The organism is Pseudomonas sp. GW822-FHT04C11, from assembly GCF_058800905.1.
Genome location: NZ_JBXAMS010000011.1, coordinates 109,966 through 136,827 on the forward strand (window position 1 = coordinate 109,966; position 26,862 = coordinate 136,827).

Sequence of the window (26,862 nt, forward strand, 5' to 3'; positions counted from 1 at the left end):
TCACATACTCATGAAAAGCGCTCATCGGGTGACCTCATTGCCATCCAACAGAGGCTCTTCCCCCGTGTTCGCGTAGACCGCTTCATTGTCCTTGGGGACGAGCAACACAATCGCACCGACGATGACTTCAAAAATCCCGCTGCCGACGATGACCATGCCGGTTTCGAACCGGGCATAAAATGCCGCACCGCAGGCCCCGGCGATGAGAATGGAGGCCCCCAGCGCGGCATAGCGTAACCTTGCCAGCCCGGCAATCTCGCTTTGCCTGAACGTGGTTTGAATCAGCAGAATGAACGAGATGTCGATCAGCGGCCCGCCGAGCGCGGCCAGGCCTGCGCCGAGCATCATCCCGACCAGGACGTACTCCGCTGGCAGGTACATCACCGCCGCACCGATGGTCGCAATGCCCAGGCCGTTGACCACCGAGCCGAAGGTAAAACCACCGTACAAGCGTCGGATATGCAGGTTGCCGACGACAAAAATAGAGATCAGGTTGCCGCAACCATAGGCGCCCATGATCAGGCCGTAGGCGGCAAAGCCCCGTACACCGAAACCCTGGATGTCGCACTTGACCACGGCCAGCGCCATGCCGATGGAAATGCCCAGGCTCCAGGCGACGTTGCCCAACCCCGCACACACATACACCACCTGCATCTGCCGACGACCGATCAGGCTGCGCCAACCGGCGGTGAAGGCGGCACGCCGGCTCGTCACCTTGACCGGTTGGCGAGGCAATGCCGTGCTCAGCTTCATCACCGCCCAGGCCGAGATCAGGAACGTCAGGCTATTGAGGGTAAACAGATGTTCAAGCGGAATCAGCAAGGTAATGGCCGCGGCCAGCATCGGCCCGATCACCCGGGCCACCCGGATAATTGCGTCGAACAGCGCGTTGACGGCCTGCAACTGGTCCGGCGCCGCGACAATACGTGGCAGGCTGGCGCGCAAGGCCGGTTCGAACAAAGAGTTGACGATCATCATGAGCATGACCGGCACCGCCAGCATCCACAGGCTCAGGATGCCCAACGCCCAAGCCAGCATCGGAATCAGCGCGAGCCCGGCCCGCGCAAGGTCAGCGCCGATCATCGTGCGTCGATGGTCCCAGCGCTCGGCCCAGATCCCTCCCAGCAACGCGCCCGCCAGCGCCGCCCCGCCGCGCAACGCACTAAGCCAACTCGCATCGGTGCCGGCGATCTGCACCGCCATCCAGGCGACAGCGATCGCGAACAATTCGTCGCCGATCGAGGATAGCGCCAGCCCTCCCCACAGCAACGCCACAGGCCGCTGAAGCAACGGTCTAAACAACTTCATATCATCAATTCCGCACATGAAGACCCGTCATACAACGGACCTGTAAGCCCACTATTGGCCAGATTGACCAAGCGCAAGGTCGATCACCGAAAAAGCCGAAAGCTGGTAACGGCCCAGGCAGTTCGGGCACAGCAAGAAGCGAGCTTGCTCACGATGACCGCGACTCGGTTTTCAACCTGACCTTTGCACTCCCCGCAACACTGAATTGTCATCAGGCACATTGATAGCCGCCTAACGAAAGCCCCATGCTAGGGGGCTAACTCGGCGCTTATATCATTCCGAATGATAGTTACCTTTGCCTCATTCGATTCGTTTGATACAGCCCCGCCGAGCATCATCCGCCCATCTCAATACAGTGGCGGATGCATCCATGGAACAGTCATTCAAACATTTGCGCTTCCCCTTGGCCGTTTTGGCCATGCTGGTGATGAGCGCCTGCGGCAAGACCCCGGGCACCGCTGCCGCCATGCCTGCGGCCAAAGTCAGCGTGGCCAAGGTGCTGGAACAACCGGTCAACGAGTGGGACGATTTCACCGGCCGCCTCGAGGCACCGGAAACCGTTGAGATTCGTCCTCGGGTGTCAGGCCAGATCGACGAAGTCGCATTCACCGAAGGCGCCCTTGTGAAAAAGGGCGATTTGCTGTTCCAGATCGACCCTCGCCCCTTCCAGGCTGAGGTCCGCCGTCTTGAAGCCCTGGTTGCCCAGGGCCGCGCCAATGCTACCCGCAGCGAAAACGAAGCCCAACGCGGTGAGCGCCTGCGCACCAGCAATGCGATTTCTGCCGAGCTGGCCGACTCGCGCAGCAGCGCCGCCCAAGAGGCCCGAGCCGCTGTCGGCGCCCTCCAGGCGCAACTGGACCTGGCCAAACTGAACCTCAGCTTTACCCGCGTCACCGCACCGATCAGTGGCCGCGTCAGCCGTGCGGAAATCACCGCCGGCAACCTGGTCACCGCCGATGTCACCGCGCTGACCAGCGTGGTCTCCACCGACAAGATTTACGCCTACTTCGACGCCGATGAGCGTGTGTACCTCAAGTACACCCAGCTCGCCCGCCAGGGCCAACGCGGTCAAACCACTCCGGTTTACCTTGGCCTGTCCAATGAAGAAGGCAACCCACACCTGGGCCAGATGAACTTCGTCGACAACCAGGTCAACCCGAAAACCGGCACCATCCGTGGTCGCGCCGTGTTTGACAACAGCAAGGGCGAATACACCCCCGGCCTCTACGCTCGCCTGAAACTGGTGGGCAGCGGGACCTATTCCGCTGTACTGATCAACGACGAAGCCGTCGGTACCGACCTGGGTAAAAAGTTTGTACTGGTGATGGACGCCGACAACAAGTCGGCTTATCGCGCCGTCGAACTGGGTCCGAAGATCGAAGGTTTGCGCATTGTGCGCAGCGGCCTGAACAAGGACGACACGATCATCGTCAAGGGTCTGCAACGGGTTCGTCCGGGTTCCCCGGTGACGCCTGAAGTGATCCCGATGGCCAGCCAGGAAACCCTCGCGGCCCTCGCTCAACAACGCCAAGCGCTTGAAGCCAGCAACCTGCCCCAAGTCGCACCTGCCAAGGTTGCGCCGGGTACGGCTGTGAAACTCGCCGCTGCGACTCCACGCGGTTAAGGGACGACAACTCCGATGAATTTTTCCCAATTCTTCATTTCACGGCCGATCTTCGCAGCGGTGCTCTCGCTGCTGATCCTGATCGCCGGCAGCATCTCGCTGTTCCAGCTACCGATCAGCGAATACCCGGAAGTCGTGCCACCGACCGTGGTGGTCCGCGCCAACTTCCCGGGTGCCAACCCTAAAGTCATCGGTGAAACCGTGGCCGCTCCGCTGGAGCAAGCCATCACCGGCGTCGAGAACATGCTGTACATGTCCTCGCAGTCCACCGCTGACGGCAAGATCACCCTGACCATCACCTTTGCGCTGGGCACCGACCTGGACAACGCACAGGTTCAGGTGCAGAACCGTGTCACCCGCTCCGAGCCCAAGCTGCCCGCCGAAGTGACCCGGATCGGTATCACGGTGGACAAGGCTTCGCCCGACCTGACCATGGTTGTGCACTTGACCTCGCCGGACAAGCGCTACGACATGCTCTACCTGTCCAACTACGCCTTGCTCAACATCAAGGATGAGCTGGCGCGGCTGGGCGGCGTCGGTGACGTGCAACTGTTCGGCATGGGCGACTATTCGCTGCGGGTCTGGCTCGATCCGAACAAGACCGCTTCGCGCAACCTGACCGCGACCGATGTGGTCAACGCGATTCGCGAACAGAACCGCCAGGTTGCCGCCGGTGCCCTGGGTGCGCCACCTGCACCGAACGCCACCGCGTTCCAGCTCTCGGTCAACACCCAAGGTCGCCTGGTCTCCGAGGAAGAGTTCGAGAACATCATTATTCGCTCTGGCGAAAATGGTGAAATCACTCGCCTCAAGGACATTGCTCGCGTCGAACTCGGCTCCAGCCAGTACGCCTTGCGTTCCTTGCTGAACAACCAACCGGCCGTGGCGATCCCGATCTTCCAGCGTCCAGGCTCCAACGCTATCGAGATCTCCAACGAAGTCCGCGCCAAAATGGCCGAGCTGAAGAAGAGCTTCCCCGAAGGCATGGACTTCAGCATCGTGTATGACCCGACGATTTTCGTTCGCGGTTCCATCGAAGCGGTGGTGCACACGCTGTTCGAAGCACTGATTCTGGTTGTGCTGGTGGTGATCCTGTTCCTGCAAACCTGGCGTGCCTCGATCATTCCGTTGGTGGCGGTACCGGTGTCGTTGATCGGTACGTTCGCCGTGATGCACCTGTTCGGCTTCTCGCTTAACGCGTTGTCATTGTTCGGATTGGTATTGGCCATCGGTATCGTGGTCGACGACGCCATCGTGGTGGTGGAAAACGTCGAACGGAATATCGGCCTCGGGCTGACACCGGTCGAAGCGACCAAGCGCGCCATGCGTGAAGTAACCGGACCGATCATCGCCACCGCGCTGGTGCTGTGTGCCGTGTTTATCCCGGCGGCCTTCATCTCCGGGTTGACCGGGCAGTTCTACAAGCAGTTCGCGTTGACCATTGCGATCTCCACGGTGATCTCGGCCTTCAACTCGCTGACCCTGTCGCCAGCGTTGGCTGCCGTGTTGCTCAAGAGCCATGACGCGCCGAAGGACCATTTCTCGAAGGTCCTCGACGGTATTTTCGGTGGCTGGCTGTTCCGTCCGTTCAACCGTTTCTTTGATCGTGCCAGCCATGGTTATGTCGGCACTGTGGCTCGTGTGATCCGCAGCAGCGGCATCGCCCTGCTGCTGTACGCCGGCCTGATGGCGCTGACGTTCCTCGGCTTCTCGAACACCCCGACCGGTTTCGTGCCCGGCCAGGACAAGCAATACTTGGTGGCCTTCGCCCAACTGCCGGACGCGGCGAGCCTGGACCGCACTGAAGATGTGATCAAGCGCATGTCCGACCTGGCCCTTAAACAGCCTGGCGTGGAAAGCGCAGTGGCCTTCCCTGGCCTGTCGATCAACGGCTTCACCAACAGCCCTAACGCCGGCATCGTGTTCGTCACCCTGAAACCGTTCGACCAGCGCAAGGACCCAAGCCAGTCGGCCGGTGCCATTGCCGGTGCCTTGAACGGCCAGTACGCCGGGATTCAGGAAGCCTACATGGCGATCTTCCCGCCGCCGCCGGTACAAGGCCTGGGCACCATCGGTGGTTTCCGCCTGCAGATCGAAGACCGGGGCAACCTGGGGTATGACGAGCTGTACAAAGAAACCATGAACATCATCACCAAGAGCCGCAGCGTGCCGGAACTGGCCGGGCTGTTCACCAGCTACACCGTGAACGTGCCACAGGTCGATGCTGCCATCGACCGCGAAAAAGCCAAGACCCACGGCGTGGCCGTCAGCGACATCTTCGACACCCTGCAGATCTACCTGGGTTCGTTGTATGCCAACGACTTCAACCGCTTCGGTCGCACTTATCAGGTCAACGTTCAGGCAGAGCAACAGTTCCGCCTCGAACCGGATCAGATCGGCCAGCTGAAAGTGCGCAACAACAAAGGCGAGATGATCCCGCTGGCGACCTTCATCAAGGTCAGCGACACCTCGGGCCCGGACCGCGTGATGCACTACAACGGCTTTATCACCGCTGAAATCAACGGCGCCGCAGCCCCTGGCTACAGCTCCGGCCAAGCGCAACAGGCCATCGAGAAACTGCTCAAGGACGAACTGCCTAACGGCATGACCTACGAGTGGACCGACCTGACCTACCAGCAAATTCTGTCCGGCAACACCGCGCTGTTCGTGTTCCCGCTCTGCGTACTGCTGGCGTTCCTGGTACTGGCCGCGCAATACGAGAGCTGGAGCCTGCCGCTGGCGGTGATCCTGATCGTCCCGATGACCCTGCTGTCGGCGATTACCGGGGTGATTCTCTCCGGTGGCGACAACAACATCTTCACCCAGATCGGCTTGATCGTTCTGGTGGGACTGGCCTGTAAGAACGCGATCCTGATCGTCGAGTTCGCCAAGGACAAGCAAGAGGAAGGCCTGGACCCGCTCAGCGCGGTACTGGAAGCCTGCCGTCTGCGTCTGCGGCCGATCCTGATGACCTCCTTCGCCTTCATCATGGGCGTGGTGCCTCTGGTGTTCTCCAGCGGTGCCGGTGCAGAAATGCGTCACGCCATGGGTGTGGCGGTGTTCTCCGGGATGCTCGGGGTGACCTTCTTCGGTCTGTTGCTGACGCCGGTGTTCTACGTATTGATCCGTCGTTTTGTGGAACGCAGCGATGCCCGCAAAGCGGCCAAGGCCCTGAAACTGGAGGCGCAACAATGAGTCTGAAAGTCTTCCTGCCGAGCTTGCTGGTACTGGCCCTGAGTGCCTGTGCCGTCGGCCCGGACTACAAGACCCCGGCAACGGAGGCGGCCAACATCACGGCCGCCACCGATGGCGCCAACGGTCAGAAGAACTTCGACCGCGCACGCTTCGAAGGTGTCTGGTGGCAGCAGTTCGATGACCCGATCCTCAATCAGTTGGTGACCCAGTCGTTGCAGGGCAACCGTGATCTGCGAGTGGCGTATGCGCGCTTGAAGGCATCTCGGGCGTTCCGTGATGACGCGGCCACCCAGACCACACCCAACGTCACCAGCCGCGCCAGCAGTGATTTGGCCAAAGGCCAGATTCCCGGCCAGACCACTCAGCGCGTCAACAGCGAACGCTATGACCTGGGCCTGGACATGGCCTGGGAAGTCGACTTGTTCGGCCGAATCCAGCGCAATCTGGAAGCCGCCGATGCCGATCAACAAGCAGCCGAAGCCGATCTGCATCAACTGCAAGTCAGCATGATTGCCGAACTGGTGGACGCTTACGGTCAACTGCGCGGTGCGCAACTGCGGGAAAAAATCGCGCTGGCCAACCTGCAGAACCAGCAAGAGTCGAGCAAAATCACCGTGAGCCTGCGTGATGCCGGCGTGGGCGATCAGCTCGATGTGGTTCGCGCCGATGCCCGCCTCGCCTCCGTCGAAGCCAGCGTGCCGCAACTGCAAGAAGTGCAGGTGCGTCAACGCAACCGCATCGCCACCCTGCTGGGTGAACGACCGGACAAACTGACCGTCGACCTCAGCCCGGCCAACTTGCCGGCGATTGCCAAGGCCTTGCCGATTGGTGATCCGGGTGAGCTGCTGCAACGCCGTCCGGATATCCGCAGTGCCGAACGCAAGCTGGCCGCCGCCACCGCGCGAATTGGTGTGGCTAAGGCCGATCTGTTCCCACGGGTCAGCCTCAGCGGTTTCCTCGGCTTCACCGCTGGGCGTGGATCGCAGATCGGCTCGTCGGCAGCCAGCGCCTGGGCGCTCAGCCCAAGCATTACCTGGGCCGCCTTCGACCTGGGCAGCGTGCGCGCTCGTTTGCGGGCAGCCGATGCTAACGCCGAAGGCGCCCTGGCGACCTACGAGCAGCAAGTGTTGTTAGCGCTGGAAGAATCGGAGAACGCTTTCTCCGATTACGGTAAACGTCAACAGCGCCTGATCTCGCTGATTCGTCAGAGTGAGTCAAGCCGTGCTGCGGCTGACCTGGCGCAAATTCGCTACCGCGAAGGCACCGTGGATTTCCTGGTGCTGCTCGATGCACAACGTGAGCGCTTGGCCGCCGAGGATTCCCAGGCCCAGGCCGAGGTTGATCTTTACCGTGGCATCGTCGCCATCTACAAGGCCCTCGGCGGTGGCTGGCAACCCGAGACGGTCGCCAGCAGGTAACCCCTTTTCAAGAGCTCCTTTGGTTGGCCGCAACCAACCAAATTTTTTGCCCCGCGTCTCATTCGGTCGCGGGGCTTTTTTTGCCTGCAAACAATGGTGATTCCCCACATTCCCCCGTGTTAGCGGTGATCGTCGGATTTGCGGGTTTCCTGGACAGTCACCGTAGCCGTGGTCCCGGCACGCAGCGTGTTTTTGCCGGCATAGTCGGCGTCGATCTGAATCCGTACCGGCACCCGTTGCGCCAGTTTGACCCAGGTGTAGCTTGGGTTGATGTTGGCCAGCAAACGCCCGCCGGGCAGGTTCTCCCGGTCGGCAATGGCGAAAGCGATGCTTTGCACGGTGCCGCCAAAACGTTCGCCACTCATCAATTCGATGTCGACCCGGTCACCCTCCGCGATTCGCGGCAGTTTGGTTTCTTCGAAGTAGCCGCTGATATAAAACGAGTCGCTGTCCACCAGCGCCACCAGCGGCCCGCCCGCGGTCGCGTAATCGCCCTGCCGCGTCAGCAGATTGGTGACGTAGCCACTGACCGGCGATTCGACCCGAGTGCGCTGCAGATCGTGTTCAGCCTCGGCCAATGCGGCGATGGCCAGTTGCACGTTGGCCTGGGCAAAACCCAGGTTGGCCTGGTTGCGCAGCAAATCGGCCTGGGCCACCGACACCTCGGTACTGGACTTTTCCCACTCTTCGCCAGAAACCGCCATGCGTTCCTTGAGGGTCCGTCGACGCAGCTCCTCGCTTTGACGCTGCTTGAGCAGCGCCTGGCTGGCAACGATGGTGGCTTGCGATTGCCCCAGCGAGGCCTTCGCCACTTCCACCGAACGCTTGGCGTGTTCCACTGCCAAGGCGTAACGCGAGGGATCGATTTCCAGCAGCAACTGCCCCTTCTCCACATGCTGGTTATCCTGCACACCCAGGCGGACGATGCGTCCCGCAACATCGGCGGACAAGGTCACCACATCGGCACGCACCCGTGCGTCCCGAGTCCAGGGTGCGCGGGTGTAATGCTCCCAGGCAAACCAGCCGAGCACAAAAGCCAGCACGACCACTGCCAGTGTCGAGAGTTGGGCAAGAATCTTCTTCAAGGCATCAGGCTCCCATCGCCAGAATCAACATCGCGCACACGCAGGCGTACAACGCGCCTTCGAACAAGGCTTCATGCCAGACGAACTGCAACACGCCGAGGCGCCGCAGGATCCAGTCCAGCACCAGGAAAATCGGCAAGCCCAGCAACAGCGCCTGGGCAATCGGCGGCAGATAGACACCGCCTATTTCCAGATCAATGGTCAAGCGCAGGTACTCCTTGCAAGGTGACAGGCTCAAAGTGGCCACGGTGGCGCTCCAGGAACGACACCACGATCAACAACGCCACACGCATGCGAAACACTGACCACAGGTGTTCATGGACGCTGCAGTGCAGCGCGTCCAGCTCATCGCCCAAGGCGTGCAGGCTGTCGATCACGCGATCCACTTCGATGTTCGGCCGACCGGCAACCAGCCGCCCGGCTTCCTGAACGGTGGCAAACAACCGGGTTTGCGTCTGCGGACTCAGTAGCAGGTTGTTCTGCCCCTGCTGCCTGAGCTGGTTCAAGGCAATGCCCAGGGCCAGACAGCCGAGGCTGACCTCGAACAGGTCACGCGCAGGCTTGTCCTGGATGGATGGCAACAGCCCCAGCATCGTGGTCAGACGGTCGACCAGACGACTCTCGAAGGCAAACTGGTTTTCATCCGTGGCCGGTTTTTTCAGCAAGGCATAGACCTGCTCGCAATTTTCCTGGTGCAGCCGGCGAATACGCAGAACGGGCCTGAAGGGGAAGATCAAGGCATAGACACTCAACGCCAGCACGGTGGCGCAAGTGTAAGCGCCAGCAAATTCAAACCACTGGATCGCGGTGTTCTGCCCTAATCCGGTGTTCTGCGGGCCCAATAACAGAAACGTCGACAATCCCAGCCCGATCCCCGTCCCCGTGGTTGGCGGGCTGGACAACCCCACCGCAACGGCATACAGCAATGGCGCCAGCAACAGGGCCAACAGCTCGAAGCTACTGATCATCGGCACCAGCGCAAATTCAAGCAGCGCCGACACCACCAGCGCCAGACCCAAGCCCCGGGCATAGCTCTGGGCAGCCAACAACGGGCGGGGAAACGTCGCCATCAACGAGCAGAGGATCCCCGCCACAATCATCCCGCCCCGGGCGCCGTCCCAACCGGTTTCGATCCATATCAGGCCAGCCACCATCAGTGCGCAGAACGCACGGATGGCGTTCATCGTCGCCAGGGTGAAATCCAGATGCAGTGGATTGGCCTGACCGCGAAACACGCTACTGGCCTTGCGTCCGCTCTGGATCGCATCGCTCAATTCCAGAATCGTTTCAAGCTGCTGGAGCATTCGCGCCTGTTCCCAACGCAGTGACCATGACAGCGAGCGCAAGGTGGCCTTCAAGGGCTCGGTCAGTTGCTCCGAACGGTAGGCCAGTGCATCGAAGCGCTGTTGCAATGCCGCAAACTGGTGCCGCTGCTCGCTGGACAGCGCGCGCCCCTGCCGGGCCAGTTCATCGAGAAAGGTCAGCTCTTCGTTCAGCAAATGCTGGATTTCGGCAGGGATCTCGCCTTCCCAGCGTTCGAGCAACAGCTCGCGCTGATGGCGCAATGCGGTGAGCCGCGCGGTCAGCAACAGCAGTTGATTGCCAAGCAATTGCACCAGGTCGTCGGCACTGCGCAAACGCGGCGCGTCGTAATACAAATGCCGGCGTACCCCCTCCAGCGCACTGATCTGCCCAAGTAGCTGCATTTGCCGACGGTGGAAGTCTTCCTCGCTTTCTTCGGTCCGAATGACCGCGCTGGCATGGGTTGCCAGCAGCTTGATCACCTGATCGATCCTGGCAAAGTAATCCTTGGCCACAGCCTCCGGACGCGCGGTCAGCAGGCTGACCACACAGACACAGGCAACCGCCAGCAACGTCTCGGTCACGCGGGTCACGGCCAACAGGAAGGTGCCCTCCAGATCAGGCACTGCCAGCAGCCCCACCACTACTGCCGTATAGCCGCTGAGCACAAATGCCTGGGAACTGGTGTAGCGCAACAAGGTGCCACCGGCGGTGCACAGCGCCAGCCACAGGGACAACGTCATCACGAAAGGCACCGGCGCCTGGGGGAAGATCGCCATGATCACCACGGCCACGGCCGCGCCCAGCGTGGTGCCGATGACCTGGCCAAAACTGCGGGCTAGCGCCATCCCGGCCAGCGGCTGGCTGACGATGACCACGGCCATGATCGACCATTTGGGCTGGTCGAGGTCAAACACAAAGGCCAGGTACAGTGTCAGCAGCCCGGCGGTGATCGTTCTCAAGGCAAACAGCAACACCCCGGGACCGGGGTGGAGGATCGCCTTGAAGTACTGCAGCAACGCTTGCATGGAAACACTTGTCGAGTCGTCTCCAGCAAGCGTAGTCACTGCGACGACACGTGAGAGGTTTCAGCTCGACATGTGCCCATCAAGTATGGTTTTAACCACGTCCCGGGTTTGACTCGCAGCGCCAGCTGACCGATGCTGGCAGCTTTGCAAACACTGTCAGATTCCGGATTCCTGCATGCCCATGCCTCGCCGCTACCTGTACATCAGCCTGCTTGTCCTGTTTGCCGTCGGCATTGCCTGGTTTTCTCTGCGCAGTACGACGCCAGAGGTGCCCCCTGCGATCAAGCAGGGCTATCACGACGCCATGGAAAAGGCCCGCAACGGCCAACCCGGTGCGGCGCGAGTGCTCTATCAGCAGTTGGCACGTCCGGACTTGTCGGACACGCGCCGTGTCCTGTTGCATGCCGAACTGGCGAATTATCCGAGCCCCCAGGCACTGAAACTGGCAGACGCCGACCTGCAAAGCCCTGTGGTCGAGGTTCGCCAGGCGGCGATCAAAAGCATCGTCGGGCTGGTGCCCAATGGTCAACGCAGCCTGTTGCTCGGGCCATTGCTCGACGATCACGAGCAAGTCGTGCGTTTTGCCACCGCGAACGCGTTGCTGGGGCTTTCGCCGGATGATCTGGGGTTGTACTTCGGCCCTTTGCAGCAGGTCATCGATGAATACGAGCACTCGCTGAATAGTCAGCCTGAAAGCGCCGAGACCCAATACCAACTGGCTCGCCTGCACCTGCACAACGCTGAAGTGAAAGCAGCACAGCAGGCGCTCGATCAGACCTTGCGCCTGGACCCGGGCAACTTGCCGGCGCTGGTGATGCAGATCGAGGTACTGGATAAACAGGGCCAGGCCGATGCTGCCCAACAAATGCTCGCCAGACAGTTGCAGGCCCAACCTGACTCCGCTTACCTGCAGCATGCTTTAGGGTTGTGGTTGCTGCATCACGGACAAAACGAGCTGGCCTTGCTCGGTCTTTCAAAAGCGGTAGAACTTGCGCCCGACAACAGGGAATACCGCTACGACCTGGCAACCACCTTGCACGGCCAGGAAGAACTCGAAGCCGCACAAAAGCAGCTTCAGGAAATCGTTCAGCGTCACCCGGCCGATCGCAAGGCGCGAGTCACGTTGATCAACTACTGGAAGGAAAGCGGCCAGCTGCAGAATGTTCAGGTGCTGCTGGCACAACTTGAGCAGATGAATCCGGATGACCCGGCGTTGCAGCAGGGACTCTAAAAGACCACAAGATTCGATAGATGCGCGTGGGAACGATCAACAGTGCCGCCCCCCGTAGCAGCTGCCGAGCCTGCGAGGCTGCGTTCGAGGACGTAGTCCTCGCCAATCCGGTGTACGCTGTTTTCCTGAACGAACGTTGTTGCCTGATTTTACGACCGCTTCGCGGCCGAACGCAGCCTCGCAGGCTCGGCAGCTGCTACGACGGGTGTTTAAGCTTGCCTACGCGGTGCATCGTGCACTGGATCACCTCGATACACCTGAACCAGCGTAGGAGCTGGCGCAGCCTGCGATCTTTGATCCCGGAAAGATCGTCCGAACGCGGCCCGAGCCTTCGGCTGCCCGAGGTACTGCCTGGGGCTTACGAAAGCATTTCGTGCATCAAGACCTGTAATTCGTCGAGATCGAACGGCTTGGCCAGGATCGGCGCCTTTTGCGCGATCGGGCTGCCGGACTCACGAATTTCCTGCGGGTAACCGCTGATGAAAATCACCTTGAGTTCAGGTCGCAGCTTCACCGCAGGTTCGGCAATCTGTACGCCGGAGATGCCACCCGGCAGACGGTAATCGGTGATCATCATATCCAGGTGCGGTTTGCTCGCGAGAATTTCGAAAGCCTGCTCGCCATCTACAGCCTGCAAAACCCGATAGCCCTCACCCGACAGATAGGCGACCAGTACCATCAGGATCGAGGGGTCATCTTCAACAATCAATACGACGTCTTGTGCATCTTCACTCATGGGAAGCCTTTGTTCGGTCAATAGCTGCTGATACGACCCTTCGGTCACGCAGAGGTTGCGTTGCTTTGTCTGTTTTCCTGCAGCGGTAGGCAAACACGAAATAACGAACCTTGATTAATCTTGCTCTCAACGGTGATGGATCCGCCATGGGCGGCGACGATTTGCTCGGAAATAAATAACCCTAAACCCAGTCCGGCTACCACGGTTTTCGCCGACACACGCTCGAACTGCTGAAAAATACGTTTCTGGTTTTCCTCACTGATGCCAATCCCCTGGTCCCTGATCTCCATCCGCGCTTCACCGTCCTGGCTGTACACGCGAACCTCGATCGGACGCTTGGCACCGTAACGCAGGGCGTTGGTCAGCAGGTTGGACACCACCTGCTCGATGCGAAACTCATCCCAATTGCCTTCCACCGGTAGCGGAGCGACAAACGTCACCGACGACTCGGCAGACTCCACCTGCGGTGCAAAACTCTGCAACAGGTTACCCGTCAACTGCGCCAGGTCAAAACGGCTGGGGCGAATGGACAACTTGCCGGTGCGAATCCGCGAAACATCGAGCATGTCCTCGATCAAGCGAATCAGGCTCTTGATCTGCCGCTCATCGCGATCGACCATCGCGTGCATCTTGTCCAGGGTAAACGCCGCAGCATTGTCCCGGGCCAGATGCATCTTGCGCAGTTGGGTTTCGAGGATCAGCCCGTTCAACGGTGTACGGACCTCGTGAGCGACGATCGACATGAAGTCATCGCGCATGCGCACGGCCTGCTCCAGTTCGCTCTGCGTGGCCTGCAATTGCTTGAGTAACGCCTCCTGCTCACGACGGCCTTGCTCCAGGGCTTCGACCTGCAGCTTCATCGCCTTGCGCTGCCGGTACAGGTCGACAAACACGTTGACCTTGCTTTTCACCGCGTGGATATCCAGCGGTTTATGCAAAAAGTCCACGGCGCCACTTTCGTAACCCTTGAACGCGTAATGACTCTCTCGCCCGGCCGCACTGACGAAAATAATCGGAATGCTCCGGGTTTTCTCGGTACCGCGCATCAGTTCGGCCAGTTCGAAGCCGTTCATGCCGGGCATCTGCACATCGAGGATGGCGATGGCGAACTCGTGTTGCAGCAGCAACGACAAGGCTTCATCCGCGGATAGCGCCTTGTACACCGTGCGATTTTCACGCGTGATCAACGCTTCGAGCGCCAGCAGGTTCTCTGGCAGATCGTCGACGATCAGCAATTTGGCCTGGATATTACTCAGCATGCTTGCGGTAGATCCGTTCTTGTTTGACCAAAGGTTCGAACTGCTTGCCATAGGTCGAGAAGTCCAGGGTCTCCTTACTGCCCAGCACCAGGAAACCACGATGACACAGCGACTCATGAAACAACCCGAAGGCACGATCCTGTAATTTTTTATTGAAATAAATCAATACATTACGACATGAAATTAATTGAGTTTCTGAAAAGACACTGTCAGTCGCCAGGCTGTGATCGGCGAAAGTCACGTTCTCACACAGGGTCTTGTCGAAAATCGCGTGGTCATACGCCGCCGTATAGTAGTTGGCGAACGAGCACTGACCACCGGCCTGCTGGTAGTTATGGGTGTAGGCGCGGATGTTCGCCAGCGAAAAGATCCCCTGTTTGGCCTTTTCCAGCGAGCGCGGGTTGATGTCAGTGGCGTAAATGATGGTGCGCTCCAGCAAGCCCTCTTCGCGCAGCAGAATGGCCATCGAATAGACCTCTTCGCCCGTGCTGCACCCGGCAATCCAGATCTTGATCGAAGGATAGGTCTTGAGCAGCGGCACCACTTCCTGACGAATGGCCTGGAAGTGCGCCGGGTCGCGAAACATCTCGCTGACCGGAATCGTCAGCAATTGCAGCAACTGCATGAACGCCGTCGGGTCGTGCAGCACCCGCTCCTGCAGCGCGGAAATGGTTTTGCATTCGAGTTGATGCAAGGCGTGATTGACCCGGCGCTTGATCGAAGCGCCGGAGTAATCACGAAAGTCGTAGCTGTATTTGAGGTAGATCGCTTCGACCAGCAACCGCAGCTCAATGTCGGTATTTCTCTCCACTTAGATACGTTCCATCTTCGGTAACCACACGCGAATCAGCGAGAACAGGCGGTCCAGGTCAATGGGCTTGGCCAGGTAATCGTTGGAACCGGCTTGCAGGCAGCGCTCCTGATCGTCCTTCATGGCCTTGGCCGTCACCGCAATGATCGGTAACTTGCGCCAGCGCGGGTCCTTGCGGATCTCGAGGGTGGCTTCAAAACCGTCCATCTCCGGCATCATCACGTCCATCAGCACCAGGTCGATGTCATCCACCTCATTGAGTTTCTCGATCGCTTCACGACCGTTACGGCCAATCACCACGATAGCGCCCTTGTGCTCCAGCGCGCTGGTGAGGGAAAAGATATTGCGCACATCATCATCCACCAACAGCACCTTGCGGCCTTCGAAGACCCTGTCGCGGCTGCGGGCAGTCTTGAGCATCGTTTGCCGCTCATGGGACAACCGCGATTCGACTTTGTGCAGGAACAGTGTCACCTCGTCGAGCAGGCGCTCTGGCGAGCGCGCGCCCTTGATGATGATCGAGCGTGAATACTTGCGCAGATCCGCCTCTTCATCACGGGTCAGGTTACGCCCGGTATAGACGATCACCGGCGGGAACGAGCAGATATCTTCGGTGGACATGCGCTTGAGCAAGTCATTGCCGAGCATGTCCGGCAGTTTCAGGTCGATGATCATGCAGTCATAGATCGTCTCGCGCAGCAGGTCCAGTGCTTCCTGGGCCAGTCCGACAGCGGTGATCTCGATGTCATCGTCACCGATCAGCCGGGCAATGCTGTCGCGTTGCAGGTCATCGTCTTCCACCAGCAGCACGCGCTTGACCTTTTGCGTCAATTTGGCTTCCAGTCGCGCGAATACGTCCTTGAGCTCTTCGCGGGTGGTCGGCTTGAGCGCATAACCGATGGCGCCCATGTGCATGGCGGCCTCGACACGGTCCTCGACGGAAATCACGTGAACCGGGATGTGGCGGGTTTCGGTATGTTCTTTCAGGCGCTGTAACACCGTCAGCCCGGAATGGTCCGGCAGGCGCATGTCCAGCAGAATCGCATCCGGCATGAAGCGTTTCGCCAGGTCGTACCCTTCATCGGCGCCGTGAGCCACCAGGCATTGATAGCCCAGCTCGTGAGCCAGGTCGAAGAGGATGTGTGCGAAGTTCACTTCATCTTCCACTACCAGCATGCAACGGCGAGTGAACGGCGCTTTGTCACGGTCATCCGCAAAGCGCGGAATCTTCGCTTCGACGATCAGCGGTGCAGGCGCGGCAGTCACCTTGGGAGCTGCGACGACCGGTACGATCTTCAGCAGCTCACGCGGCTCATCGCCGAGGTCGACATACTGCACAGGCAACACCAGCGTGAATGAGCTGCCCTGCCCCGGCTCGCTGATGACGCTGATCGAGCCGCCGAGCAACGCTGCCAGGTCACGGGAAATCGACAAGCCCAGCCCCGTGCCACCGTAACGACGGTTGGTACTGCCATCGGCCTGACGGAAGGCCTCGAAAATACTTTCCTGCTGATCGCTGGCAATACCGATGCCCGAGTCACGAACGATAAAAGCAATGCCCTCGCCCGCCTGCCTGGCCACCGTCAGGCTGACGCTACCCTTTTCGGTAAACTTGATAGCGTTCGACAACAGGTTCTTGAGCACCTGCTCCAGACGCTGACGATCGGTGAACACCGTCAACGGCGCATCCGCTTGCAGTTCGAGGTTGAACGCCAGATGTTTGTCCGCTGCCAACGGTTCAAACATGCCGCGCAAGCCATCGACCAGCCGCGCGACACTGGTGTTCTCCGGGCGTATTACAAGCTTGCCGGCCTCGACCTTGGAAATATCGAGAATGTCGTTGATCAGGTTGAGCAAATCGTTGCCAGCCGAATAAATCGACTCGGCAAATGTCACCTGTTCGGCGCTGAGGTTTTGTTGTGGGTTCTCTGCCAGCAACCTGGCGAGAATCAACGAACTGTTCAACGGCGTGCGCAGTTCATGGGACATATTGGCGAGGAATTCGGATTTGTACTGGCTGGAACGCTGCAACTCTTGCGCACGCTCCTCAAGTTGTACCTGGGCCTGATTCAACTCACCGTTCTTGCGATCCATCGCATCGCGCTGTTCGGCTAGCTGTTCGTTGGTCTGCTCAAGCTCGGCCTGCTGAGTCTCCAGGTGCCATTGCGACTCTTTGAGCACCCGCGACTGTTCTTCCAGCTCTTCGTTGGCAGTCTTCAGTTCTTCTTGCTGCACCTGTAACTCTTCATTGAGTTGCTGGGTCTGGGCGAGTACTTCCTGCAATCGTTGGCGATAACGCGCCGCTTCGATGGAGGTGCCGATATTCCCGGCTATCAGCTCCAGCAACTCGACATCGCGCTCGGTCAGGGCACGCAGAAACCCCAGTTCGATGACCCCGTTGACCCGATCGTCATCACGGGTCGGCACCACCAGCACACTGCACGGCACGCCCTCACCCAACCCCGAGCTGACTTTGAAATAACCGGCGGGTACTTCATCCAGACGAATCAGCCGACCTTGTTGTGCCACCTGGCCGGTAATGCCCTCGCCACTGTTGATCGCTTGCTCGCGCCCTTCCTGCTCGCGGGAGAAACCATAAGAGGCGATGCGCGTGAGGCCTCCGTGCTCTTCTTTGGCGTAAATCGCGCCGACGGCGCTGCCGAGGTATTGCGCGCAAAACTGCAGAATATTGCGTCCCAACCGATTTAACGTCAGTTGCCCAAGCACCTGTTCCGCCAATTCGGTCTGGCCATTGCGCAGCCAGGCTTGTTGTTCCAGACGTTGCGCGCTGCTCTGTTGCGCCGCGAGGTTGGCGCTGTACTTTTTCGACAGGCTGAGCAAATCGCGACGACCGACGTAGGCCAGCAAACCACTGATACCGGCAACCAACAGCAGATACAGGGAAATGCTCCAGATCGTCGTGCGTCGAACCCCTTCGTTGCGCGTGATACGCAACTGTTGCTCCATGTCGATGACATCTTCGTACTGCTTGCGGATTTCATCGGTCAGTCGCTTACCGCGGCCGGATTTCACGGCCGCCCGGTAATCACCACTGCGGTGCTGCAAGTCGATCATGGTCTGCGCGTAATCGTTCCACTCCACCTGCAACGCCTCGAGTCTGCGCAGGCGATCAACCTGCGGCGGGTTATCGGCCGTCAGTTCCTGCAAGGTCTTGAGCGCAGCGATGATTCTCGGTTTGGCTGTTTCGTAGGGATCGAGAAAATGCTCGTCACCGGACAACAGAAAACCACGCATCCCGGTTTCCAGGTCGACGGTCAGCGTTAACGCTTCGTTGGCGTTATTGATCACCCGGTCCGTGTGCTCGAGCCATTGGATCACCGACAACAGATAAGTGATCAAAGAGACAAAAAACACCGCGCTCAGCACGCCCATACCCAGCGGCAAGCTGACATTGCGGCTCAACAGTTTGCGAAAACCTTGCTCATCAACCGAAGACGAAGAAGTCATTGGATGGCCTTGGTGAACCGTCGTAAGTGAAGGAGTTTGCTCCATAAACGCCCCTTGGATCTTTTATTTGAATTTCCTGCATCGCTCAGCATGATTCAGAGAGAACGGTTACCCTGTCGACTCACGCCGGTAACTACAATCAACCTGTGACCGACCGTCTTCTTCCGAGAGCCACCACCATGTCCGCCACAGCGCCCACCATCCTTGTAGTCGAAGACGATAGCATTGTGCGCATGCTGATCGTCGACGTACTGGAAGAACTCAAGTTCAAGGTGCTGGAGGCCGACAGTGGCAAAGCAGCGCTTGCCCTGCTCAACGATAGCGCGCAAATCATCGATCTGCTGATGACCGATGTGGGATTGCCGGAGATGGATGGCCGGGAGCTGGCCGCTCAAGCGCGGGTACTGCACCCGGCGTTGCCGATACTGTTTGCCAGTGGCTATGCGGAAAGTATTGAAGTGCCGGAGGGCATGTCGGTGATTGGCAAGCCGTTCTCTATCGAGCAGTTGCGCGACAAGGTCCTGAGCATGCTTACGGCTTGATCTCAGCTTTTCTTGCGCACTTCATTCAAGGTACTGGCCACTTTCAAGTGCCGGTACAGCAAGGTCGACGCCCATTCCCGATCGCCCTGCTCCAGCGCATCGATAATTTCCAGGTGTTCACGGCAGGAGGTGCGAACTCGTTCCAGGTTCGACACGGTATGAAATTCGGTTAGCCGGCGCAGGCGGTTTTGCTGCTGCACGGTTTGCAGGATGAAGCTATTGCCGGACGCTGCAGCCAGTAACTCGTGAAATTCGGCGTTGGCTTCGAAAAAGCTCAGGCTGTCGGGAGTGCCTTCGAGCAGTGCCTGCTGCTTCTCACGGCAACGCTGCAAGCGTTCACGCGGTAGATTGAAGGTCGGTTCGAGCAAGCCCGCGGGTTCCAGGAGCATGCGGAAGCGATAGCTTTCGAAGCGCTTTTCGGCCGAGCCCAAGGTGGGCAAAAACATCCAGCCGTGCCCGTGTTTGCGCTGCATCACACCTTCGTCGGACAACCGCAGCAAGCAACGGCGCAATACCGCTTTGCTGGCACCGTAACGACGCAACAGATCGCTCTCCATCACCTGATCGGGAATCGCCTGAGCCAGTCGATCATCAATCAGCCGCTGATACAGCTCCTCATCCTCACCGATCGGCAGACTGACCTTGGCCAGCTCATCGCTGAGCGGTGTATCCAGCACGCAATAACCCTGATGGGGCAAGCGTCCGATCACCTGCTCTTGCGCCAGGTAGACCAGCGCCCCGCGAATCGGCGAGCGAGACACGCCGAAGCGCTCGGCCAGTTCGACCTCTTTGAGGTGACTGCCGGGGGTTAACTCACCAGACCGGATCGCCATGAGAATCTGCGAAGCGACTTTGGTCTGGAGTGCGGTGGGTTGGGTCATCGAAAAACGTCCATGAATCAGCTGTCAGACGCTAACTCATGAATCGGCAAACTTCCAGTCAATACAAGCGCATAAGGTACCGTTGGGCGATTGCCGGGCACAATAAACACCATCAGCTGTGGTTTAATTGCGCCCCGCGTTTCTCCCCAGTCTTCTGCCTGCATCAAGGAAATCCCGTTCATGAGTCAGCCCCGCGCAACCAAAGTCCTGGTCATTGGTTACGTCTGGCCCGAGCCGCGCTCGTCCGCAGCCAGCGGACACGTGATGCAAATCCTTGAAACGTTTTTACAGCAAGGCTGGGACATCACGTTCAGCAGCCCGGCCGGTGTCGGCGAACACAAGGCCGACCTAGCGGAATTGGGCATTCGTGAAGTCCCCATCGAGCTGAACAACAGCAGCTTTGATACATTCGTCAGCGATCTGGCTCCGGATATCGTTCTGTTCGATCAGTTCATAATGGAAGAACAGTTCGGCTGGCGTGTCGAGAAACATTGCCCTGACGCCTTGCGCGTACTTGAGACCTCTGATCTGCAGAGCTTGCGACATGCCCGTCACCAGCGGCTCAAGGACCGCCTGAAGGCCAGTGACGACGCCAATGACTTCAGCGAGTTGTTCGCCCCGGCATTGCGTGAAGAGTTCGAGCTCATGGCCGATACCGATCTGGCCAAGCGCGAAATAGCCGCGCTGTTGCGCTGTGACCTGAACCTGATGATCTCGCAAGTGGAAATCGAGCTGCTGGTCGAACAGTTCAAACTGCCGCGCCAGTTGCTGCACTGGTGCCCACTGATGATCGACCCGCTCACTCAGCCGTTCACACCCTTCGAGGACCGTGCGCACTTCCTGAGCATCGGCAATTTCCGTCACGCGCCGAACTGGGACGCCGTGCTCTGGATGAAAACCACCCTCTGGCCACTGATCCGGCAACAACTGCCCGGTGCGCAACTGCATATTTATGGCGCTTATACGCCGCCAAAGGCGACCGCGCTGCACAACCCGAGCCAGGGATTTCACGTGATGAACTGGGCCGAAGACGCCTTGCAGGTCATGTCCGCGGCACGCATCTGCCTGGCTCCGCTGCGCTTCGGCGCTGGCATCAAGGGCAAGATTGTCGACGCCATGCTGTGCGGCACACCGAATGTCACCACGCCGGTCGGTGCCGAAAGTATGTCCGGGGACATGCCTTGGCCGGGTGCGATCGCCGAAAGCGCCCAGAGCCTTGCCGATGCAGCTGTGCGCCTGTATCAAGACAAGACGCAGTGGACCCTTGCTCAAACCGCCGGCATCAAACTATTGGCCGATCGTTACCAGCAGCGCGTTCATGGCCCGGCATTGATTGATCGACTGATGGGTTGCCGCGAAAACCTGTTGAAACAGCGCAACGACAACTTTATCGGCAGCATGTTGCGGCACCATCAGCACAAGAGCACTCAATATATGTCGCAGTGGATTGAAGAAAAAAACCGCAACAACGGATAAGCATTCGCTAACCCGCGGGGCGTTCATGCTGACTTTTCAGTCGAGCCCGAAACAAAAGACCATCACTTTTGTTTCGCTTTCGCCTTCATAAGATTGGCTTTCATGCAATGAGCAACCAGCGCCGACTCTTCAAAAAAATCGACATTGATCATGCTGCAATTCAACACCCTCTCATTGCGAGCCGGGTCAAACCACTCGTTCAAATGAGTGATTATATTCACAGGCCCTTGTGCCAAACCGTAACTCGTGGCGGACAATGACCATGGCATCCCAACACCATTTGGATACGCTATGGTCTTGGTAATAAACACCTTCACATCAGCGACACTGGCGAAGTCTATCCCCGTCCATTCACCTCTGAGTCCCCAATTGAAGTAACTGCGATCAACGTCCCCATAAGACGCCAGCATGACACGTTGAAATGGACTGGTTCTTTTTAGTTCCCCCAACGTCAAATAACGATTTTCGGGGGGGATCACCCGCCCTCCCAAGTGTTGCGTCAGCAGTCGGGAAAATTCCTTTACGTCGAATGGACTGCTATCGGAGCTTAGTTGCTGGAAGTTCAAGACAATGAACTCAGCCGGATTTTGCTCAAGGAACCTGTCCACGGCCATGATCAGATCTTCCAGGGCCCGAGAAGATCGATATCCATTGTGCTGAAACCAGAAGCCGCCCTTGCCGTCATACTCAAGCCTGAGATCAAGTGCCCGAGCACCATTGACCAGTTGATAGTAAAAACTATTATTCTGGCAGGCTGCCCAGTGGCTGACGCCCGGAACGGCATAAGAAGCCTTTTTGTCGACGCCCGAATTGTGAGCGCCTGGCAATACCAACTCCCCCACTGTCAAGCCGTCGAGGGCGGGCATGCCGGTCATCCATTTATAAAATTCGCTAGCCATATTTCATCCATTACGTAGGTGTTTTTGCGCGCAGCATGACAATGTGCTCTTCGCAACTTTCGCTGTCTTTATATCCGCATACACGCCCGCTAACCACTCACCCAACAACATCAAGATTGACAATATATTACTGTGCCGCCAGCGTATTCCTACGTAACAAAAGGATCGTAGTAGCTGTCACCCGGCACACACTGCACTTATCTTGTTATGTACAGCCTGCGTCCGCAAAGGCTCAGCACTCAACACCCAAAATACATACCGCGCGTCTACGGATTGACACGTGTAACAAAAAGCAGGAGCACACATGCCACGAAACACTGCAGGACATTTAAACAAACAGACCTGGATGAACGAAGTCCTGGATATTGACACTCTGAAGTTAACCGACATTATCTGGCCAGGCGCCCACAATTGCGGCATGGATAAAAAGGCCCCTAACTACGACGTGGTTATCGGCCATTGGACAACCTGTCAAAACGATACATTTTCCTGGCAACTGGCCCAGGGCGTCAGAGCGTTCGATATACGCCTGGGGTATAAGCCGGGGCACGATCAGGATATCTTTTATTTTCACCACAATGGCCTGGAGTCTCATCGCGTCCTGGATGAACTTATCGACGCCGTTCTGGCGTTTCTTCAACGCAATCCCAACGAGTTCATCGTGCTTGATTTTCACCTTCTGGCGGGTGGCAAGCACGTCTTCGACTATAAAAAGTTCAACGCCTTGCTCTTGAGGCGGCTGGGACACACAACCATTCCATTTTCACAATCGCACCTCTCCATCGGGCAACTGAAGCGAGCCAGCCCTCATCGCAGGCTAGTGCTGGCCGCCCACGGGCCGGATGATCTTGATGAAACTACGTTCTGGCCAAGAGTTGTTCACAAGTGGAGCGACAAGGGATTCACTGATATCGACGATTTGCGCAGCCACATTGCCAACACATTGAATACTGAGCATTCCGGCGATTTTCTATGGTCCCTGTCAGCCACCAGTTATTCGTTTCTTGGAGGTCCCGTGGACATCAAGCACTCTATCAACGACTGGTTTCATCAATCACGGGACTGGGTGAGTCGCTGCTGCATCATCAACACCGACTTTGTCGAAGAGTCCGAAATTGTTCGTTATTGCTGGATAGCCAACAGTATGAAGGCCGTCAGCATGCGCTGATCGTGCTAGCGCCAGGCGCGTATCTCAAGACTGGTGTCCCTTTCTTGAAGAAGGCATTATCGGCTGCAGTTACTCACAAGCGTGCAGCCATGACCCGAGCGGCAAGAGTCACCGACCCCGCATACGAATTGATGGACGACCACAATGGGTTGTCCATCATTTATCGCCAGCACGGATTCCCCTGCCCGCTGGTGCGTTGGCATTTCCATAAGGAATACGAACTGCACCTGATTGTCGCAAGCTCAGGCAAGGTGTTCATCGGTGATTACATCGGCAATTTTTACCCCGAAACACTGTTTCTGACCGGCCCTAACCTGCCCCACAACTGGATCAGCCAGGTCGCCGAAGACGAAGTGGTGCCCAAGCGCGACATGCTGGTGAACTTCACCGATGAGCTGTTCGAAAGCGGCCATCAGGTGTTCACCGAGCTCAAGAGCCTGACGCCCCTGCTGGAGCGTGCGCAGTACGGCATCGAATTTCGCTGTAAACACACGATCCGCCAGGCCATGGACTTGATGCAGCGGATTGCCGACGCCAAAGGCGTTACCCGCCTCGGGTACTTTTTCATTCTGCTGGAGTTGCTGGCGGCCACCGACGATTACCAGTTGCTGTCCGGTGCCACCACGCCGCAATTGGCTGACGAACACAACATCGACCGTACCAACCGGGCAGTGGATTACATCTTTGCCCACTACGCTCGCGAACTGCCACTGGAAGAAGTCGCCGAACACCTGGGCATGAAACCGACCTACTTCTCGCGAGTCTTCAAGCAGGCGACCGGCCGCTGTTTCATCGAGTTCGTCAATCGCTTGCGCATCAGCAAATCCTGCGAGCTGCTGGCCGATGGCGATAAACCGGTGACCGAGGTGTGCTTTGAGTCGGGCTTCAACAATATTTCCAACTTCAACCGGCGCTTTCAGCAACTCAAAGGCATGACCCCTTCCCATTACCGTCGGCTGGCGGTGCAGCGTTTGACTGAACAAAATCTCGGTTAGCCTAATGGTTTCAGGCTTCGGCAAAGCGCCGTAATTGCATTTCCTTCAACCGGCTGTGGGTCCGGCGAAACGGGAACTCCAGGTAACCCTCGGTATACAGCTCATCCATCGGCACCTGCGCGTCGAGGTACAGCGGCACTTTGCGGTCGTAGCACTCGTCAACCAGCGCGATGAAGCGCCGCACGCTGTCGTCATGTACCGACAATTGCGGGAGTTCACGGTCGCCGGCCTCGACGCGCTCGGCGCCATCCTCAGTGCCACGGGCAATTCGACCGGGGCGCTGATGGGCGCTGAGATTGGGGACTTCGCTCAACAAAATAGCGCTGAAGCGATCACACAACGCCATGAAGTCCATCGCCGCAAATGGCTGCTCGCACAGGTCCGCGTAACGGCACCAGAGTACGGTTTCACTGGCCTTGACGACCGTCACCGAACGATAGCCGATGATCACCGGATCGCTGGATACCGCCTGTCCTTCAGTCAGTTGTTTGAACACCTCACTCATTGGATCGGGCTGACCGGGTGCGCTGACCCAATAACGCTGCAGCGCTGCGCCAGGATGCAATCGGTGATCTTCGCCACCGTCCACCGCCACCACATGCATGTGGCCTTTGATCGCGGCAATCCCCGGCAAAAACCGGTCACGGTTGAAACCGTCTGCGTAGAGCTGATCCGGTGGTTGGTTGGAGGTGCAGACCATCACCACGCCTTCGTCGAACATCACCTGAAACAATCGGCCGAGGATGATCGCGTCACCGATGTCATTGACAAACAATTCGTCGAAACACAGCACCCGCACATCCCGGGCCAACTCACGGGCCAGAGCCCGCAGCGGATCGGCGGTGCCGGTCAATTGAAACGAGCGCTGATGCACCCAGCCCATGAAATGGTGAAAGTGCTGACGCCGTGCCGGCACCCGCAGGCTTTGGTAAAACTGATCCATCAACCAGGTCTTGCCACGCCCGACCGGGCCCCAGAGGTAAACCCCGGTGACCGGTGTCCGGCCTTGATGCAAGGCCTCGTGACACTGCTGCAACGCCAGAACGGCATGCTCTTGCGCGGCATCGGGGACGAAGCCTTTTTGCTTGATTGCGTAGTGGTAAGCGCTGAGGGGCGAATCGAAAGTCATATCGGCCATGGGTCCGAACGCAAAAGTCCAGAGTATGCCACGCTCAGCGTAGGAGCACGGCTTGCCGGCGATGGCGATCTCACGGACGCCATCGCTGGCAAGCCAGGCTCCCACAGGGAATGCAGTTAGAGCGAGATGTCGAGTCGGGTGATTTTGCCTTGCTCGTTCAGACGGAACACATAGCGCAATTCGAGCGGGCTGCCGGGGAACGTGCCGGAAATCAGGTTACTGACCAATACTTTGCCGGTGCGTTGCTGCACGTCCAGCACCTCGACCCGAGGCTGGTAACGGCGTGCGGTGTCTTCCATCCATTGGGCGATGGCCTGGGTGCCGACCTGATGGGCGCCCTCATCGAAAACATTCGCATCCTCGGCGAAAAAACTGGCGACCGCCGAACTGTCACGGGCATTGGCGGCAGCGATATAAGCGGCAATGGCAGGTGCGAGTGAAACGGCTGGGTTCGACATGGTACGGCTCCTTGTTGATTGATTCTGGAGCCATGCTAAAACAACGCTGTGTCAATTCTTGTCAGGAGTGAAACGCCCCGCTTCATCCAGTTGCATTGCCTTGCGCCAGGCTCGCAACAGGTCACTGCGACGACCCGGATAGCGTTCACCCAGCTCTTGGGCGGCGGCAATCCGGTCGGTACGAAACGTTCGATAATCCCCGCGCAACTCGCACCAGGCAACGATCACCCGCGCCTCATTCAAAAAACCCAGCGCCAACGGCCAGATCAACCGCTGGCTGGGGGTTTTGTTCACGTCCGCGTAATCGATATGCAACTTGGCCTGCGCACGAATCGCCTGGCGAAATACGTTCAATTCCACAGCGTTTTGCGGATAACCGCAGCCCGGCGGCCCCGGCAAAACCGTCGGGTTGCGCAAGGCTTCCTGAGCGTCCGGCGCCAATACGGCGGCAATCTTCGCCAACGCATCGGCAGCGGCTTTGCTCAACACCTCATCACCACGCTGATCGACATAACGCAAACCCAGCACCACCGCTTCCGTCTCATCGGCATTGAGCATCAGCGGCGGCAGAAACAAACCGCTACGCAACACATAGCCGATACCCGCCTCGCCAAAGATCGGCGCGCCGAGGGCCGTCAGTTCGGCGATATCGCGGTACAGCGTGCGCTCCGAGATCTCCAGCTCACTGGCCAGTGTCGCCGCCGTCACCGGACGACTTTTACCGCGCAGCACTTGCAACAAGGTCAACAAACGACTGGTACGCGACACGATCCGCCTGCTCTGTGGAATGAAGGTCGGCGGAGCTTAGCAGAGGCCACTGTCAGAAACTGTCAGCAGCAA

General features: G+C 58.5%; 22 protein-coding genes. 8 read left to right on the forward strand and 14 right to left on the reverse strand.

Annotation, left to right across the window (positions count from 1 at the left end):
• Positions 1–21 precede the first annotated feature (21 nt).
• The gene (locus tag AC1RJ3_RS18855) at positions 22–1,308 is read right to left on the reverse strand and encodes an MFS transporter (protein WP_493079855.1); all 1,287 of its coding nucleotides are present in this window, start codon (positions 1,306–1,308) and stop codon (positions 22–24) included.
• Positions 1,309–1,678: 370 nt separating this feature from the next.
• Between AC1RJ3_RS18855 and mexE the strand changes: the two genes are divergently transcribed.
• From mexE to AC1RJ3_RS18870, 3 genes are read left to right on the forward strand one after another with little or no spacing between them, the layout of a single operon-like run.
• Complete coding sequence (mexE, locus tag AC1RJ3_RS18860) at positions 1,679–2,932, forward strand: multidrug efflux RND transporter periplasmic adaptor subunit MexE (RefSeq protein ID WP_054597210.1); 1,254 nt, start codon at positions 1,679–1,681, stop codon at positions 2,930–2,932.
• A 15-nt stretch (positions 2,933–2,947) separates the two neighbouring features.
• Positions 2,948–6,127: an efflux RND transporter permease subunit gene (locus AC1RJ3_RS18865; protein WP_493079858.1), complete on the forward strand. Its 3,180-nt coding sequence runs from the start codon at positions 2,948–2,950 to the stop codon at positions 6,125–6,127.
• Complete coding sequence (locus tag AC1RJ3_RS18870; RefSeq protein ID WP_347929951.1) at positions 6,124–7,545, forward strand: efflux transporter outer membrane subunit; 1,422 nt, start codon at positions 6,124–6,126, stop codon at positions 7,543–7,545. The genes AC1RJ3_RS18865 and AC1RJ3_RS18870 overlap by 4 nt, the downstream gene beginning before the upstream one ends.
• A 119-nt stretch (positions 7,546–7,664) precedes the next feature.
• On the opposite strand, the gene AC1RJ3_RS18875 is transcribed toward AC1RJ3_RS18870, so the two are convergent.
• The 3 genes from AC1RJ3_RS18875 to AC1RJ3_RS18885 are packed head-to-tail and all read right to left on the reverse strand — an operon-like array spanning position 7,665 to position 10,960.
• Complete coding sequence (locus AC1RJ3_RS18875) at positions 7,665–8,630, reverse strand: HlyD family secretion protein (RefSeq protein ID WP_493079860.1); 966 nt, start codon at positions 8,628–8,630, stop codon at positions 7,665–7,667.
• 4 nt (positions 8,631–8,634) lie between these two features.
• Complete coding sequence (locus tag AC1RJ3_RS18880; protein ID WP_103314531.1) at positions 8,635–8,835, reverse strand: DUF1656 domain-containing protein; 201 nt, start codon at positions 8,833–8,835, stop codon at positions 8,635–8,637.
• Complete coding sequence (locus AC1RJ3_RS18885) at positions 8,825–10,960, reverse strand: FUSC family protein (protein ID WP_493079862.1); 2,136 nt, start codon at positions 10,958–10,960, stop codon at positions 8,825–8,827. Before AC1RJ3_RS18885 ends, AC1RJ3_RS18880 begins: the two co-directional genes overlap by 11 nt.
• 175 nt (positions 10,961–11,135) lie before the next feature.
• Here AC1RJ3_RS18885 and AC1RJ3_RS18890 point away from each other — a divergent pair, with 175 nt between their 5' ends.
• Positions 11,136–12,191 carry a HEAT repeat domain-containing protein gene (locus AC1RJ3_RS18890; RefSeq protein WP_054597204.1) on the forward strand — a complete coding sequence of 352 codons (1,056 nt, stop codon included), beginning with the start codon at positions 11,136–11,138 and terminating at the stop codon, positions 12,189–12,191.
• A gap of 358 nt (positions 12,192–12,549) precedes the next feature.
• Here AC1RJ3_RS18890 and AC1RJ3_RS18895 read toward each other — a convergent pair whose 3' ends face one another.
• From AC1RJ3_RS18895 to AC1RJ3_RS18910, 4 genes are read right to left on the reverse strand one after another with little or no spacing between them, the layout of a single operon-like run.
• Entirely contained in the window at positions 12,550–12,927 is a 378-nt protein-coding gene (locus tag AC1RJ3_RS18895) for a response regulator (protein WP_054597203.1), read from the reverse strand.
• A gap of 44 nt (positions 12,928–12,971) precedes the next feature.
• Positions 12,972–14,186: a hybrid sensor histidine kinase/response regulator gene (locus AC1RJ3_RS18900; protein ID WP_493079865.1), complete on the reverse strand. Its 1,215-nt coding sequence runs from the start codon at positions 14,184–14,186 to the stop codon at positions 12,972–12,974.
• The gene (locus AC1RJ3_RS18905; protein ID WP_054597201.1) at positions 14,176–14,997 is read right to left on the reverse strand and encodes a CheR family methyltransferase; all 822 of its coding nucleotides are present in this window, start codon (positions 14,995–14,997) and stop codon (positions 14,176–14,178) included. The genes AC1RJ3_RS18900 and AC1RJ3_RS18905 overlap by 11 nt, the downstream gene beginning before the upstream one ends.
• A complete protein-coding gene (locus AC1RJ3_RS18910) occupies positions 14,998–18,465 on the reverse strand; it encodes a response regulator (RefSeq protein ID WP_493079867.1) in 3,468 nt (1,155 codons plus the stop codon).
• 179 nt (positions 18,466–18,644) lie between these two features.
• Between AC1RJ3_RS18910 and AC1RJ3_RS18915 the strand changes: the two genes are divergently transcribed.
• Entirely contained in the window at positions 18,645–19,007 is a 363-nt protein-coding gene (locus AC1RJ3_RS18915) for a response regulator (RefSeq protein WP_347929948.1), read from the forward strand.
• Between the two features lie 2 nt (positions 19,008–19,009).
• Here AC1RJ3_RS18915 and AC1RJ3_RS18920 read toward each other — a convergent pair whose 3' ends face one another.
• Positions 19,010–19,888, reverse strand: coding sequence for a GntR family transcriptional regulator (locus AC1RJ3_RS18920; protein ID WP_054597198.1), 879 nt, complete (start codon positions 19,886–19,888; stop codon positions 19,010–19,012).
• A 17-nt stretch (positions 19,889–19,905) separates the two neighbouring features.
• Positions 19,906–20,070, reverse strand: a complete 165-nt coding sequence (locus AC1RJ3_RS18925) for a hypothetical protein (RefSeq protein ID WP_347929947.1) — start codon at positions 20,068–20,070, stop codon at positions 19,906–19,908.
• Between AC1RJ3_RS18925 and AC1RJ3_RS18930 the strand changes: the two genes are divergently transcribed.
• The gene (locus tag AC1RJ3_RS18930; protein ID WP_493079870.1) at positions 20,069–21,364 is read left to right on the forward strand and encodes a glycosyltransferase; all 1,296 of its coding nucleotides are present in this window, start codon (positions 20,069–20,071) and stop codon (positions 21,362–21,364) included. The genes AC1RJ3_RS18925 and AC1RJ3_RS18930 overlap by 2 nt on opposite strands.
• Before the next feature lie 62 nt (positions 21,365–21,426).
• On the opposite strand, the gene AC1RJ3_RS18935 is transcribed toward AC1RJ3_RS18930, so the two are convergent.
• On the reverse strand, positions 21,427–22,263 hold the full coding sequence (locus AC1RJ3_RS18935; RefSeq protein WP_493079872.1) for a phosphatidylinositol-specific phospholipase C domain-containing protein: 837 nt from the start codon (positions 22,261–22,263) through the stop codon (positions 21,427–21,429).
• Positions 22,264–22,567: 304 nt separating this feature from the next.
• On the opposite strand from AC1RJ3_RS18935, the gene AC1RJ3_RS18940 reads away from it, so the two are divergent.
• Both AC1RJ3_RS18940 and AC1RJ3_RS18945 read left to right on the forward strand, forming a co-directional pair.
• Positions 22,568–23,431 (forward strand): phosphatidylinositol-specific phospholipase C domain-containing protein, encoded by an 864-nt coding sequence (locus tag AC1RJ3_RS18940; RefSeq protein ID WP_493079874.1) that lies wholly within the window; start codon positions 22,568–22,570, stop codon positions 23,429–23,431.
• 89 nt (positions 23,432–23,520) lie between these two features.
• On the forward strand, positions 23,521–24,426 hold the full coding sequence (locus AC1RJ3_RS18945; RefSeq protein WP_054597194.1) for an AraC family transcriptional regulator: 906 nt from the start codon (positions 23,521–23,523) through the stop codon (positions 24,424–24,426).
• A gap of 10 nt (positions 24,427–24,436) precedes the next feature.
• Here AC1RJ3_RS18945 and zapE read toward each other — a convergent pair whose 3' ends face one another.
• From zapE to AC1RJ3_RS18960, 3 genes are all read right to left on the reverse strand, one after another.
• Positions 24,437–25,555: a cell division protein ZapE gene (zapE, locus tag AC1RJ3_RS18950; protein ID WP_347930031.1), complete on the reverse strand. Its 1,119-nt coding sequence runs from the start codon at positions 25,553–25,555 to the stop codon at positions 24,437–24,439.
• Between the two features lie 125 nt (positions 25,556–25,680).
• A complete protein-coding gene (locus tag AC1RJ3_RS18955) occupies positions 25,681–26,022 on the reverse strand; it encodes a nuclear transport factor 2 family protein (protein ID WP_054597193.1) in 342 nt (113 codons plus the stop codon).
• Between the two features lie 51 nt (positions 26,023–26,073).
• Positions 26,074–26,790, reverse strand: coding sequence for a helix-turn-helix transcriptional regulator (locus tag AC1RJ3_RS18960; RefSeq protein ID WP_347929943.1), 717 nt, complete (start codon positions 26,788–26,790; stop codon positions 26,074–26,076).
• Positions 26,791–26,862 lie beyond the last annotated feature (72 nt).

What these genes read in the sequence shown, in the direction of transcription:
- AC1RJ3_RS18855 (WP_493079855.1), bottom strand. Translation starts at nt 1,308, where the DNA reads ATGAAGTTGTTTAGACCGTTGCTTCAGCGGCCTGTGGCGTTGCTGTGG.
- mexE (WP_054597210.1), top strand. Translation starts at nt 1,679, where the DNA reads ATGGAACAGTCATTCAAACATTTGCGCTTCCCCTTGGCCGTTTTGGCC.
- AC1RJ3_RS18865 (WP_493079858.1), top strand. Translation starts at nt 2,948, where the DNA reads ATGAATTTTTCCCAATTCTTCATTTCACGGCCGATCTTCGCAGCGGTG.
- AC1RJ3_RS18870 (WP_347929951.1), top strand. Translation starts at nt 6,124, where the DNA reads ATGAGTCTGAAAGTCTTCCTGCCGAGCTTGCTGGTACTGGCCCTGAGT.
- AC1RJ3_RS18885 (WP_493079862.1), bottom strand. Translation starts at nt 10,960, where the DNA reads ATGCAAGCGTTGCTGCAGTACTTCAAGGCGATCCTCCACCCCGGTCCC.
- AC1RJ3_RS18890 (WP_054597204.1), top strand. Translation starts at nt 11,136, where the DNA reads ATGCCCATGCCTCGCCGCTACCTGTACATCAGCCTGCTTGTCCTGTTT.
- AC1RJ3_RS18895 (WP_054597203.1), bottom strand. Translation starts at nt 12,927, where the DNA reads ATGAGTGAAGATGCACAAGACGTCGTATTGATTGTTGAAGATGACCCC.
- AC1RJ3_RS18900 (WP_493079865.1), bottom strand. Translation starts at nt 14,186, where the DNA reads ATGCTGAGTAATATCCAGGCCAAATTGCTGATCGTCGACGATCTGCCA.
- AC1RJ3_RS18910 (WP_493079867.1), bottom strand. Translation starts at nt 18,465, where the DNA reads ATGACTTCTTCGTCTTCGGTTGATGAGCAAGGTTTTCGCAAACTGTTG.
- AC1RJ3_RS18915 (WP_347929948.1), top strand. Translation starts at nt 18,645, where the DNA reads ATGTCCGCCACAGCGCCCACCATCCTTGTAGTCGAAGACGATAGCATT.
- AC1RJ3_RS18920 (WP_054597198.1), bottom strand. Translation starts at nt 19,888, where the DNA reads ATGACCCAACCCACCGCACTCCAGACCAAAGTCGCTTCGCAGATTCTC.
- AC1RJ3_RS18930 (WP_493079870.1), top strand. Translation starts at nt 20,069, where the DNA reads ATGAGTCAGCCCCGCGCAACCAAAGTCCTGGTCATTGGTTACGTCTGG.
- AC1RJ3_RS18925 (WP_347929947.1), bottom strand. Translation starts at nt 20,070, where the DNA reads ATGAACGGGATTTCCTTGATGCAGGCAGAAGACTGGGGAGAAACGCGG.
- AC1RJ3_RS18935 (WP_493079872.1), bottom strand. Translation starts at nt 22,263, where the DNA reads ATGGCTAGCGAATTTTATAAATGGATGACCGGCATGCCCGCCCTCGAC.
- AC1RJ3_RS18940 (WP_493079874.1), top strand. Translation starts at nt 22,568, where the DNA reads ATGCCACGAAACACTGCAGGACATTTAAACAAACAGACCTGGATGAAC.
- AC1RJ3_RS18945 (WP_054597194.1), top strand. Translation starts at nt 23,521, where the DNA reads ATGACCCGAGCGGCAAGAGTCACCGACCCCGCATACGAATTGATGGAC.
- zapE (WP_347930031.1), bottom strand. Translation starts at nt 25,555, where the DNA reads ATGACTTTCGATTCGCCCCTCAGCGCTTACCACTACGCAATCAAGCAA.
- AC1RJ3_RS18955 (WP_054597193.1), bottom strand. Translation starts at nt 26,022, where the DNA reads ATGTCGAACCCAGCCGTTTCACTCGCACCTGCCATTGCCGCTTATATC.